This window comes from Paenibacillus phytorum (assembly GCF_013141715.1).
GTDB classification, from domain to species: Bacteria; Bacillota; Bacilli; order Paenibacillales; family NBRC-103111; genus Paenibacillus_E; species Paenibacillus_E phytorum.
Genome location: NZ_WHOA01000093.1, coordinates 14,326 through 27,131 on the forward strand (window position 1 = coordinate 14,326; position 12,806 = coordinate 27,131).

General features: G+C 41.8%; 16 protein-coding genes and 1 pseudogene. All 17 read right to left on the reverse strand.

Translation table 11 applies throughout. The features are described 5' to 3' along the window. Positions 1-9 precede the first annotated feature (9 nt). The 17 genes and pseudogenes from GC098_RS13925 to GC098_RS14000 all read right to left on the reverse strand — a co-directional run bounded on the left by GC098_RS13925 (position 10) and on the right by GC098_RS14000 (position 12,804). Complete coding sequence (locus GC098_RS13925; protein WP_171643750.1) at positions 10-1,308, reverse strand: helix-turn-helix domain-containing protein; 1,299 nt, start codon at positions 1,306-1,308, stop codon at positions 10-12. Between the two features lie 374 nt (positions 1,309-1,682). Continuing rightward, complete coding sequence (locus tag GC098_RS13930) at positions 1,683-2,126, reverse strand: carboxymuconolactone decarboxylase family protein (protein ID WP_171643751.1); 444 nt, start codon at positions 2,124-2,126, stop codon at positions 1,683-1,685. Between the two features lie 38 nt (positions 2,127-2,164). Continuing rightward, positions 2,165-3,082: an RNA polymerase sigma-70 factor gene (locus GC098_RS13935; RefSeq protein ID WP_246358599.1), complete on the reverse strand. Its 918-nt coding sequence runs from the start codon at positions 3,080-3,082 to the stop codon at positions 2,165-2,167. Positions 3,083-3,401: 319 nt separating this feature from the next. Beyond that, complete coding sequence (locus GC098_RS13940) at positions 3,402-4,325, reverse strand: GNAT family N-acetyltransferase (protein WP_171643753.1); 924 nt, start codon at positions 4,323-4,325, stop codon at positions 3,402-3,404. Further along, positions 4,300-4,635, reverse strand: a complete 336-nt coding sequence (locus GC098_RS41570) for a lysoplasmalogenase family protein (protein ID WP_376773878.1) — start codon at positions 4,633-4,635, stop codon at positions 4,300-4,302. The genes GC098_RS13940 and GC098_RS41570 overlap by 26 nt, the downstream gene beginning before the upstream one ends. Then, entirely contained in the window at positions 4,536-4,871 is a 336-nt protein-coding gene (locus tag GC098_RS40010; RefSeq protein ID WP_246358600.1) for a hypothetical protein, read from the reverse strand. The genes GC098_RS41570 and GC098_RS40010 overlap by 100 nt, the downstream gene beginning before the upstream one ends. A 385-nt stretch (positions 4,872-5,256) precedes the next feature. After that, positions 5,257-6,537, reverse strand: coding sequence for an L-cysteine desulfidase family protein (locus GC098_RS13950; protein WP_171643755.1), 1,281 nt, complete (start codon positions 6,535-6,537; stop codon positions 5,257-5,259). 122 nt (positions 6,538-6,659) lie between these two features. Continuing rightward, positions 6,660-7,373 (reverse strand): DUF4386 domain-containing protein, encoded by a 714-nt coding sequence (locus tag GC098_RS13955; RefSeq protein WP_171643756.1) that lies wholly within the window; start codon positions 7,371-7,373, stop codon positions 6,660-6,662. Positions 7,374-7,410: 37 nt separating this feature from the next. Next, positions 7,411-7,839 carry a hypothetical protein gene (locus GC098_RS13960; RefSeq protein ID WP_216625269.1) on the reverse strand — a complete coding sequence of 143 codons (429 nt, stop codon included), beginning with the start codon at positions 7,837-7,839 and terminating at the stop codon, positions 7,411-7,413. Between the two features lie 22 nt (positions 7,840-7,861). Beyond that, on the reverse strand, positions 7,862-8,779 hold the full coding sequence (locus tag GC098_RS13965) for an NAD(P)-dependent alcohol dehydrogenase (RefSeq protein ID WP_171643757.1): 918 nt from the start codon (positions 8,777-8,779) through the stop codon (positions 7,862-7,864). A 15-nt stretch (positions 8,780-8,794) separates the two neighbouring features. Further along, entirely contained in the window at positions 8,795-9,490 is a 696-nt protein-coding gene (locus tag GC098_RS13970; RefSeq protein ID WP_171643758.1) for an ABC transporter ATP-binding protein, read from the reverse strand. After that, complete coding sequence (locus tag GC098_RS13975) at positions 9,483-9,860, reverse strand: GntR family transcriptional regulator (RefSeq protein ID WP_047682316.1); 378 nt, start codon at positions 9,858-9,860, stop codon at positions 9,483-9,485. The genes GC098_RS13970 and GC098_RS13975 overlap by 8 nt, the downstream gene beginning before the upstream one ends. A 2-nt stretch (positions 9,861-9,862) precedes the next feature. Continuing rightward, entirely contained in the window at positions 9,863-10,603 is a 741-nt protein-coding gene (locus tag GC098_RS13980) for a hypothetical protein (protein WP_171643759.1), read from the reverse strand. A gap of 664 nt (positions 10,604-11,267) precedes the next feature. Continuing rightward, a pseudogene (locus tag GC098_RS13985) lies at positions 11,268-11,453 on the reverse strand (sugar phosphate isomerase/epimerase family protein); the annotation flags it as partial. After that, positions 11,453-11,689 (reverse strand): hypothetical protein, encoded by a 237-nt coding sequence (locus tag GC098_RS13990; RefSeq protein ID WP_171643760.1) that lies wholly within the window; start codon positions 11,687-11,689, stop codon positions 11,453-11,455. The pseudogene GC098_RS13985 and the gene GC098_RS13990, both read right to left, overlap by 1 nt. Next, positions 11,686-11,856, reverse strand: coding sequence for a hypothetical protein (locus GC098_RS13995; protein WP_171643761.1), 171 nt, complete (start codon positions 11,854-11,856; stop codon positions 11,686-11,688). Before GC098_RS13995 ends, GC098_RS13990 begins: the two co-directional genes overlap by 4 nt. Positions 11,857-12,123: 267 nt before the next feature. Continuing rightward, positions 12,124-12,804: a phytanoyl-CoA dioxygenase family protein gene (locus tag GC098_RS14000; RefSeq protein WP_171643762.1), complete on the reverse strand. Its 681-nt coding sequence runs from the start codon at positions 12,802-12,804 to the stop codon at positions 12,124-12,126. Positions 12,805-12,806 lie beyond the last annotated feature (2 nt).

A 12,806-nucleotide genomic window follows, 5' to 3' on the forward strand; every position in this document is an offset into this window, starting at 1 on the left:
CCTGGATGCTTACAATAATCGATAAATTTTACTTGGCCTTCCACGTGTGGCATGCGCTTCTTGGCCAATGCATTGTGCTAAATCAACATCGCACATATCTGTAACAATACGCCGTACATTGCGCTCAGTCATGTCAAGATGTGTCGATAAATCCTTTGTTGTAAAATCGCGCCATCCCATTTTTTGTATGAGAGCCAATATTTTTTTATACGTTTTTACATTGATATTCGCATTTTTTAACTTTTCAATAAGGACTTCATTTTGGGTGCGGCTGGCATATTGGAGCACTTTTTTTTGGCCGGGTGACTCGACAATCTTGCCATCATCTTGAACAATCACAATTTCGCGCTGCTTCATCACCTTTGAATGTTGTATAGCACGAAAAGCATTGATTTCCGCTGAATAAGCAGTATCACCAAAGCCAATTCCAACGGCAACGGTTGAATCTGCTTCAAAAGCCAATTTTTGAACGGTCTCTTCGAGTGTACTAATTTCTCGTTCAATAGCCCCGCGGGAACTAAAAATCATGTATCTGCCGTTTCCCTTTTCTGAAAAAGAACCATTTATTTTTTCACCAAGTTGAATCAACATTTCTTTTAGCCGAAGCTCCAAGTACTGTAAATGATAAGGAGTTTTCATTTCCTCTGCTACTTTGTTAAAATATTCAACTTCAATGATTTCAACGCCAATTTGTGTGTCTTTGAAGTAGGAAGTCTTTACTTTTTCTGAAAGAATCCGAAGCGTTTGCAGTATTTCCATCCTACTCATCGACATCCGGTAGGCTGGAATACCCTTTTCCCTTAAAGCTTCACACACAGATGGAAAACAAGAAATAGCGCCTTCTGTTTTTCCCTCATTCCATAAATTTAAGTGAAAATGCAATATTTCATTCGTATCAACATCTAACTCAAACACTTTCGTATAAATCTTTGGGAGTTTTATATTTAACTGTAACAATGCTTCTTCACTAATATTGTTAGATGACATCGTATCAACACTTAGCAGCTCAATAATTTTCCCTTGTTCATAGATCATCTCGATAAAAGATTTATAAAAACCCGATTCCGCAGCAGGAATATGGACCATTATTTTATCAATACCTAGCGTTTTTTTTGCAATTTCATAGGGAAGTGGACCAGAAAAAAGCCATGCGTGTACATGAGAATTATGCTCTATTACAATTTTCTCTACCTCTTCGGTGTTTACATAAGGAAAAGAGATGAATTCCAAGTCATGTTTATATTCTTCTGCCAAATCTAAAATCTGCTCTATAGAAGTTTTTAGACCGACTATTCCGATTTTATACATCCGGTAATCGACTTCCTTTATCATCTGTGATAAATTCATGTAATTTTATTTATGATTGTACTGTCATTATAAGATAAGTCATGAGTTATTCCAATATCCTCGTTAGAGCAAAGAAATCGCGAAGTTTGTTCTCTCAAGCTTTTATTCTATTAATGGAGGACTCGCAGTTCATTTTGATATATTGAAAATTTATCCTTATTGCGGATTACAAGAATTAATATAGGACGATTCGTGTGTCAATGATATGGGAATATTTATACATCGCTATCCGATTTTATCTTTTTCGCAAAAAGTAATGGTAAAAGCGGAAATATGATCCGATAAAAAAAAGAAAAACCGCCATTTAGGCGGTTATGAATCGGACTATTTTCTTGTCACCTGGCAACAGGGAACATTCCGGTAGAAATGGCAATGCGGTTCCAAGCATTAATCGTGTTGATCGCCATGATAAGAGTCACATATTCCTTTTCGTCAAAATGCTCCCTTACTTTCTCATAAACGGCTTGTGGTACACCATTCTCCGAGATTCGGGTCACAGTTTCTGTCAACTCTAGCAATGCTCTTTCTTTGTCGGAATAAAAGGGGGCTTCACGCCATGCAGTGAGTAAATTAATCCTTTGCTCGGTTTCACCCATATTCCGCAGATCCCTTGTATGCATGTCGATGCAATAAGCGCAACCGTTGATTTGTGACGCTCTTATTTTGATAAACTCATATAACTTTTCATCTAAACCGCTTGATTTAATAAAACCTTCCAGCTTCAGCATCGTTTGCAATGCTTCTGGATTTGCTTTGCTATGCGTTAATCTAACTTCCATGTGAATCTCCTCCATTAACGATTAATTTTGGTTTGCCTCTATAAGACAAATAAGTCCGGAGATTTGTGACATTCCAGCACGGAAGAAATATGTTGCAGTTTATCTGGATTCAAAATCAGAAAAACCTGATTTGCTTCCAGCTGATTCTCATCCATATCAAAACAAATAACCATATCAGCGTTTTGATCCTTTAGGAGTACAAGACCGGTTTGACCGTTGATGAGAATTGGAAGCCATTGCCCCTGCAGCGAGCCTTTCGCTGCAATACCTTCGAAGAGGGACTGAATACGTTGCTTGCCGAATATGGTTTTGAGAGCTGCTCGTCTTTTTCCACCGCCATCAGAAATAAGCACGGCATCATCGGTCAGCAAGGAGACAAAATCTTTAAAGTTTCCCGTATGAACAGCATGCAAAAATTTCTTCACAAGTGGTTCTGATTCCCCCAGTTCCCTCAAATTCCGCTCCTTTCCTTGGTTAACTTTCACTTTTGCTCGGCTATAGATTTTACGGCAATTGATTTCAGTTTTATTTAGCATTTCTGCGACCTCGCCGTACTCATAGCCAAGCACTTCTCTCAGCACGAATACAGCTCTCTCCACAGACGATAACTCCTGAAGCAGTACAAGGAAAGCATAGGAAATGGTTTCCTCTTGAACAACCTGTCCCATGGGATCATGGTTGTTTACCATTATCAAGGGTTCGGGCAGCCAAGCACCAACATAAATTTCTCTTTGCTTGCTAGCTGATTTCAAGTAATTCAGGCAGCGGTTGGTCATCATTTTGACTAAATAAGATTTCAGGTTGCTGATGTGATCCGTATCTAACGTTTTTAGGGATGTAAACAGATCCTGCACCATATCTTCCGCGTCAGACACAGAGCCTAGCATCCGGTAACCTACTGAGAATAGTAGATGCTTATACGTACGATAAATCGTTTCGAAGTCCATAAGATACATTTATCTCCAATCTTCTGTAATTATTCCCCTACTTTCAAAAGTAATTCAGTCACCTTTTGGGAGGCTATTATTACTTATTATAACGATTATTCAAGCCATCGTCCTCAGTTCATGCATCCTTTCCCTTCTTCATCCTGCCCAAACTTGATATTGGGTGAACATTTCATGAAATCCTGCACATAATAAGGAAAGGACAGGCCGAATGCAATCATTCGTCTGTCCTCTCTGCAATTGCACACTCTCGTGTGACGTCATAATTATTGAGAATTTATAAGTTCAAAACGTTGGTATACCAACCTCAAATTTCACATTTTTCACATTATGATCGCTTAAGAATCCAGTTCCCCGGCTGGGATTCGTAACCAAGCTTGCGGTTTACGGCTAGCATAGGCGCGTTGGTAGAGTGATTATTGGTTCGCAGCTGCTTCACACCGTTTGCGTGAGCAAATCGAATGGATAGAAGTTTTAGCGTATGAGCGATCCCTTTTCCTCGATATTCCTTAACGACTCCTGTAAATAGCGTGTACATTTCGTTGCCTTGCGGTACAAGGCAAGTAATACCCGCAATTTCTTCCCCTGCCATCGCAATAAAAATATAGCGCGGGTTCATCCGACGAACCATAGCGGCGAACGTTTCAAACGGAAAATCAAGCGCGCCTTGAGAGTCTGGCGTGTCGCCTGAGAGCTGCTTCACTACCTGATACAAACGCTCCATATCGTCCTCAAGCGAAAAATGCTCGAAAGTTCGGAATGTAATACCGTGTGCTTCAGATGCCCGAATACCAATGTCGATCGTTTCTAACGGAAACGATGTCAGATCCAGCACAGACTCGAACTGGTGCGAATTTAACGTAAAGCCACGGCGCTCCGCCCAAGCCCTGGCTTCAGGATTGTTGTCCCTAACGGCAGTCTGCAAGCCGATGGGCTGTTCTTCCTGTATCCAGAGTGCGAGAGCCTCGTCCAGCATCTGCCCGTAGCCCCGTCCGCGATGCGCGGCGTCGACAATGATGGTTTGGCTTAAGAAGCCTTGCGGTGTCATCCCTGTGGCGTGCAAGAGCTGAGCCATTCCAACGACTTCGTTATTTACAGTAAAGACGATCCTTTTATAAAACGGATACGTTTGTATTCTTGCCTCCTGCATCTCAAACATGTCTTCGCCAAGCGGCACGTTGCTCGTTTGATTGAGCAGCTTACAAACATCCGCCTTATCGGATTGTTCATACGGGCGAACGATGATTTGCATATGAGATCACACTCCTGTTTGATACTTCAATGCTTTTAGCAAGTAGAAATTGAGCAAGGTAGTAGGAGATCATCACCCCGTAACTCGCCCATGAAACCGATGTGACAAACATATTCCAAGCAAGCAGCGAATCAGACATGAAGAATATAATTGCACCTGCTATGGCAATCCAGCTCCTACTAATAACAGCGCTCCAAATCATGATAGAAATCACGACGACATAAACCAACACCGGGATCCATAATCCAGTATTTCCGTTTGCAAGCATGCCTTCATGAAGTCCTCGTAGTAACCAAAAGGAGTATGCCAAAATCGGAATAAGACCAAGTAAATGGAAGGGAGCAAACCGAGCCGGCTCCAGATCAGCTCCCACTCTCCATCCAGCTTGGCAAGCCCGCTGTGTTCCCAATCCCACTCCGACAAATCGAGAATACCTTTCACTGCCGACGGCTGAGAGCCTTTGCCTAAAGCAGAACCGCCAGGAAGCAGTACGCAAAATAACAAGACAAGAAACAGTACATATGGTTTGTAAAATAATTTTCTCATACGGCCTCTCTCTCACAATAAAGTTCGCTTAATCTAAGAGTATGCTACGCAAGGATTTCAAGGTCAAAAAAAGGGACTTTTCCCCACCTTGACAAAGTTTTTCGATGAACTAACAAAAACCCCCAAGAACTGACATAGTCATAATGTATATTCTTCAAGAATTTCTCTTTTCCTTTGGGGAGCTGTTATACATGCAAGCTTAATGCGTCGGGGCCTGACGAAGTCTGCGTTAGATAACTTATCTTAAGGATGTCTAAACACACACATCCCACAGGGCGAAGCCAGGTCTGCATGTTGACCAACACCCCATTTTTCATCATGCCGCCAAACTACAAAAAGGCCACCGATGCACCGGCAGCCTTCCTGCATTTTTTCAACAACAGTTTTATATGTCTTTATTCAACATCATTTCGAGAATAAGTTTATCAATCTCAGATGTTGCCTCATTACCTATACGGCAAAAGTTGTCGATCGTCTTCTCTGCTTCATTTTCGATAAATCCATTCGTTGAGGAAATCGTCATTCCTTTTGATGCGAGAAGCGCTGATTGTACCGCTGCACTCGTACAGGTCGCTACTTTCATAGCGCAGCCGCCTTTTGCTCCATCGCACATCATCCCGGATACATTACCGAGCATGTTTTGGATCGCCGCTTTAATCTCCGTTTTCCCTCCGCCAAGCAGATAGGTAATGCCGCAGCTTGCACCCGTACCGGATACGGTGACCCCGCATAATGCGGATAATCGCCCAAACTTGGATTTGATATGAATGGTGATCAAATGGCTTAGCGCAACAGCGCGAATGAGTTGCTCCTCAGAGGCACCAAGCTTTTCTGCAGCCGCTACAACAGGGTTTGTCACCGCAATGCCTTGATTTCCGCTTCCCGAATTCGCCATCACCGGCATGGAGGAACCTGCCATGCGAGCATCCGATCCAGCTGCTGCAAGTGCCATCGCATGAGAAATTAAATCGTCGGACAAAATACCTTTTTGCACATTTTCTTTTATCGTTTTACCGACTTCCAGACCATACGCATGTTCCAAACCGTCTAATCCTGCTTTACGGTTAAGCTCGATACTTTGCTTGACCAAACCGAGGTCCGCAAGATCCACCGTGTTCACGAATTCCACAATCGAATCAATCGTTAGCTCGCTGCGATCTTCTTTAGAACTCTTGAAACTCGCGTTGGCACAGCCTCCCATATCAACGATCTGTCCATCAACTTCGATCAAAGTGATATTCGTATGATTATCCGTAATAACAACCTTCGCATACCTTTTATCAGCTTCAATAATAACCTCAATATATAATTTCTTTGGCGTATCGGCGAGATGGACAACAGAAATCCCTCGTTCTACCATATCCTGCGCCACAGAAATATCTTCGGGCTTAATATCGGCAAGCACTTCTAGCTGCTTCTCCGCATTACCGGCAATTGCACCTAACGCAGCGACAAAATCGATCCCTGTCAGGCAAGTTCCGGGTATACCTACTGCAAGTGCATTCTTGATTATACCTGCGCTTGCATATACCGTAATTTTATTGATAGTGCCATCCACATAAGTCCTAGCCTTTGCCGCAGCTAAGGCAATCGCAACCGGCTCCGTGCAGCCCAGCGCGACAACGAGTTCGTTTTGCAGTATGTTTATGAATGTATTCGTCCTCATGATGAGCCTCCCTTAACACCGAAAGGCACCAAAAGACCTTCGACTGATTCTTAAAATATACAATAGTTGCTTCACTTAGTTCAACTCGTAAATTTTGAGAACGGTTATGAAGTGTGTTGCTCTTAGCTCGCTCGTTCCTTTTTTGCAGACAAGGAAGCGAGTGCAGATTCATTGAATCCTTTAATTATGAGCCATAAAGCTAGAATCATTTCATTAGCTGCTACTGGCAGCGCCAAAATAGCACCCCAAAAAGAAACTTGTTGAATGACACCGAACATGACTAACAAGGCACAAATAAAAACAAGTATTGCCCCTGTCATACCCAAGATGGAGATAAACCTGGGTACCAGCTTGGATTTATAAAATATATAACTGTACATCATCGTGTTGATGCCCAGCATGAAAAGAGGCCCAAGCAGAAAGGTCCAGTCATGTACGGCTTTTAATACTATACCTGAAGCTTGAAAAGAGGCGGTATCCGGAGCCGCTGCTGCTGCAAATTCCCGGCTTAAGGTCAACAGGGACAGAACGCTGATTATACCAATAGTAATAATAATGGCTTCAAGAAACCTAAAGCAAAGATGCCAAAGAGCAATAGTTTCATTATATTTTCTTAAAATTGGAAACATTGTAGTTGCAGTACCAACCGCTGAAACGACAAGCATTAACTCCATAAGCGCTCCCAGTATCACCTGGTTGGCATGCTCGGAACCTTTCCTCAGGTAATCCGGACCATTTAGTATAGGATCGTATAAAAGAAGACCTATTATCGCCGTAACCGCTGCAAGTATAAACAGTACGCCCACAATCAATGCGCTCTTTTTATTAGCATTCATTTGTTTAGCTCCTTTTTTGAATTATGTCTATCTTCCCTCAGCGCCACTGATCTCCGCGCTTCTTCACGTAGTGTGCAAACACAAAGCGCCAAGGGATGATGAAAGGAATAATCACGGCTATCAAGCATGCTGAGGCCGTCGCCCAGGTTGACTCGTCCATTTGACCGGAGTACCACAGTGGGAGCGCAACGAGAATCAGCCAGATCGACTTCCACACCAATTCCCACAAAAGCAAAGGCAGCATCTGCAGCGGATACCGCAGCCCCAGAACTGACAGAGCCGAAAAGGCGGCCAGCATGCATTGGACCACTCCTTCCATAAGTTCCCACGGCTTTTCGTGGTGGATGACTCCAGGCCATACCACGATACCGAGCCCCACGACGATAAGAAGGTACAGCGCCCTAAGCAAATAAAGACGAAACAACGAGACCTCCACAATTATTGCTGTTTTCGTGTTAGTATTCATTTGTTTATCTCCTTTTTTGAATTCATGTCCTCACAGTGATGACTACATTTCCCTTTTTGTGCCCTTTCTCGACATACCTATGCGCCTCGGGAATTTGTTCTAACGGAAAGTATCTATCGATGACCGGTTTTATCTTTCCTCCCTCAATAAGCTCCTTCAGGAAGACTAGATGTTCAACACGGACCTTTTGTGACATATTCACATTCACATAGGTTCCGTTCGGGCGAAGCATTTTCTTGCATGTTGATTTTGTGATTTTCGATATTTTCGATATTTTTTTCCCAACGGCATCAAAGATTAAATCATAACGTTCTCCACTCGATGTAAAATCCTGTTTCGTATAATCAATTACCTTATCTGCTCCTATAGATTGCACCAATTCAAGATTCGCAGTGCTGCATACCCCTGTTACGTCCGCCCCAAAATATTTGGCAAGCTGTAACGCATAAGTACCTACACTTCCAGAAGCGCCATAAACAAGAACCTTCATTCCACTCGCAATATTTCCTCTTTTAAGAGCATTCAATGAGGTTATGCCCCCAATAGGAACAGCCGCGGCCTCCTCATACGTCAAATTGGTCGGTTTTATAGCTAATACGCCATCTTCAGGCAGACATTTGTACTCGGCATATGCACCAAAGCCAATACCACAGTACGCAAAAACTTGATCGCCCTTCTTAAATTTTTTAACATTCTTGCCAACCACCTCGACTTCCCCAGCTAACTCAAACCCTAATATCGTTACTTTTTTGGGTCTTAGGAAACCATTGTAAAGTCTTGCAAGGAAGGGGTCAGCCTTTCGCATCCGCCAATCCCCTGCTGTTACCGTTGTCGCATAGTTTTTCACCAGTATTTCATTGTCCTTGGGTGTAGGTTTTTCTAACTCTTTCAGATGAAGAACATCAGGCGATCCGTAATTGGCGTATACAATTGCTCTCATATTTATCTCTCCTAATTAATAATTCTTCTTCATCCAATCCGTGATACCAAGACCCTCTGATTCATGTAAGTCATCCACATCAGCCATTCTTAGTAATGATCCGTCTTTGATCGCAATGAAGCAGTCCAATAATGATTCAATTTCCGCAATCTCATGGCTTGTCATGATGAGTGTCTGAGATTCCAAGTCAACATAAGAAATCATTCCCTTAACGATAGATTCTCGCACCATGGGGTCAAGTCCGGACAATGGTTCATCCATTAGAATGTAGGGTACTTCTCTGGCCAAAGTAAGCATGATTTTTAATCGACCACGATTTCCTTTCGAGAGGTCTTTGATTTTCATATGAGGCTCCAGCTGCGTAAACTTCATGATTTCTTCCGCTTTAGCCATGTTAAAGTCCGTATATTGGGAAGCCTGAAAATCCATCGCTTCACGTACTGTGAATATAGAATAAAAAGAACCCAGCTCCGATAAATAAGAAACTACTTTGCTGATTCTTCGATTGGCAGTCTCTCCATTTACGGTTACCCTCCCACTCGTAGGAAGCGATAGTCCGGAAATAAGTTTCAATAGCGTTGACTTCCCACTGCCGTTCTCACCCACAATGCCAATAATTTTACCTACGGGCAAAGTGAGTGAAATGTTATTGAGTACGGACTGCTTAACATATTTTTTAGAAACATTCGTCAATTGAATCAAATTACTCATCTCCTTTATCAAATTTGCTTAAGTGGTCCTGGAGCCCTGATATGATTTCATAAGAGCTGAATCCCATTTCCTGCATGACCTGGACGAAAGAAAGGATTTGCTCATTTTTTAAATTTTCACGTTGTTGTACCAAACGATCCTCTTGTTCCGTGACAAATGTACCTTGACCTCTTTTTGTTTCCAGAATACCCTCACGCTCCAACTCACTGTAAGTACGCTGAATTGTGTTTGGATTAACACTGTACTTTATCCCCATTTCTCGGACAGAAGGAAGCTTCTCACCTGCTTTCAATTCTTTGCTTACAATCTGTCGATTGATTCGATCCGCTAATTGCAGATAAATTGGCTTTGAAGCATTAAATTCTTCCATTCTTACACCTCAACTTTATTGTCAACGATCCATGCGCTCAGAAAGAATAATCCAATGATAAAAATGAAGGTATACAAATATTCTCCTGCATATGTTTGTATAGGTTGTATTGAAAAAGTAGGGAAATTATAAGTAATACTCCCCCATTTCGTTACTAAACTATACAGTTTAGTGGATTCCAATAGGACAGATATCCAACTAGGTATGATAACTGCCCCAATAACTACTAACCAGCTCCAACGCCCGATTGCAAATTTAAGGAATTGGTATAGCGCCCAAAGAAATAACACCCAAACGCCAATGATGATAGAAATTACAATAATATGAAGAAATATTAATAATCCCGATATCCAAATATCCGTCCAGTACGCTTCAATTAAGTTGAACTTGGGTATGATTAGCAATCCAGACATCACGTATAACATCAATAATGAAATAACGAGCATCATCAACCCGTTCACTATCTTACTAATTAACAATGTAGAAGCCGGCCCAGGATTATGCAGCCATATATGTAGCTGATTTGCCTCTGTTTTCAAACTGATAAATACAACAATCGGAACATATAAAACATGAAGTATAACGCCAACTACTAAGGGTAAGAAAATAAGTAAGGTATGATCTGCTTTCATCCCCATATATAACGTCAACATGACAACCAATAAATTAATTACAAGCCCTACGAAAAATACGGTTCTTGTTAATTTAAAATCTTTTTTAAATAAAGCTACCCATGCCCTCATCCAAATCTCTCCTTCTTAATGAAACTAAACAATTGAATTACTGTATTAATTCAATAGTACACTAAGACATTACGTATGTAAATAGACAATAAAAAAAGAAGCAAGAAGGAATACCTTCTTTACTCCCTGAGTACGTGAGGGCGAGACCGCTTCATTATCGTGCCTTTTTGTTATTTCGAACTTATTCCAATACGACTGTTCGTAACCTTTTCAACTTCAAGCTAAGCCAAATCGTCAATGGAATAATGAGCTGAAAAATAATTGCGTAGACAGTATTCACCTAGAGTTCCAACGGCCACGATATACTTAATGAGGTTCGTCGTTATGATGCAAGCAATCGGAATAAGGAATTTTGTCAGATTATAGAGTCCGTATGTTACGCCAATATGTCAAAATAAAATAACCCCGTAAAACACAAAAGACACCGCAACTTACAATTGCGATGTCTCCTAATTATCCTTTGGACAAACAAAAGTGAAATCATAGTAACAAACGGCTTGAAAGAGCATGTCAATGTGGAGCGGTTCGATTCACGGTGTCTGTGGTAAACAAACATCTTCCCAGTACCTATCCTCCGCTTGCCTTTTGCAAAGCGCCCGCTGCACCGGGTAAAGGACCCTTTCCCAATTTTATCCAAGTCGATCTTCCGACAGTTAGCGTCATGCTAGATCTCTTCCCACAATCTCCTGATGTTATCGAGGCTAATCTTCGTACCGGCTTTGCATTCCTCCATCCCTTCGAATTCAAGCGAAATGTACCCGTCGTAGCCGGAGTTTTTCACCACACGAAGGACTTCCCGCATATCGATGTCTCCGTGACCGACAATGGCACCGCGCAAATAATTGCCGCTTATGACAAAGTCCCGAGCGACGTCCCACCGCATATATGCTTCGAATACACGGCCGCTTCAGAAGGCCACGCCAGCTTATCATCCGTAAAACTCCGCTTCATCCAAAGCATATCATCTCCTTCATACCCCATTTCGGCAGATGACATCCAGCCCATTTGAGGCGTTAAGCTCAATTCTACTTTCTGTCTAGCAGCGGACGTAAGCTCGATGATGAGCATATTTTCAGTCGCGCTCACAAAGCCCGAAGCTCGATCTGCTTTTGTTTCCGCGTATAAAACTGACCGACAATATCCGCGGACTGCAGATGCTGCTCCACCTGAAAACGTTCAAAGTCAACGGATTCCATTGTCATATCGAGAATGCCGATCGGACAAGGGAAGCCGAATATGTGATCGGGGCTCAATCTTCCTTATCCCTCGAGCGGCCTCCAAAAATCGTTTTTGGATATACAAAAGCGAAGGCTTTGTGGGAAATTTCCCAATACGACGCCGGTATCGCCATTACGGACAATCGGTCCATCTACTACCTTGTTAGTCGGTACATGCTTGGGGACTCTGTAAATACATGTTTATAGGATTTTGAAGTGTACGGGATATGTAGCTGAAATCAAAAATAAATATTGCCAATTCATGATATTGGTGTTTCATATACAACTTTACAAAGATACATCTTAAGCTTCTGATACTGTGAAAGCAGCTGAAGCCCATTTATATTCTGGATCTTCTTGAGTGCCATCTTTATAAGTGGATATTAATGCCCAACGATCAGCACCTGAAATATTAGGGTATGAAGCATGATATAACAGATCGTGAAATATTATGGCGTCCCCTTGCTTAGCAGGTAAATCGATAACCAAATCTTTGTCTATATCTTCTTGGTGAAGACGATTAACGAATCCAAGTCCATCTGAAGAATCTGCACCATGGTTTTTTTCACCAAACAAATGTGATCCAGGCACTACTTGCAAACATCCATTTTCCTTAGTTGCATCATCAAGAGCAATCCATACAGAGTACTTGTGGCTACCTTGCCAATAGGGATAATCTTGATGCCAAGGAGAACCAAAATTCTTTGTTGAATTTTTGAACACTAATTTATCATTCATGAAAACAACATAGCTTCCGATAATTTCCTTCAGCGCATTCACTAATTCCTGATTTGCAGCAGCCTGTTTAAATAATTGACTTCTTGAGGTTAATCCTAGAAATACACCAGAATTATCAATATCATCGATTTTATTGACTATAGCTAATGCTTCTTGTTTAAGTTGGATAACTTCTTCATTGGAAAATAAACTATTAATTATTGTATACCCTTTTTGTGCAAATTCTTCTGCATAATGTTTATTCATCA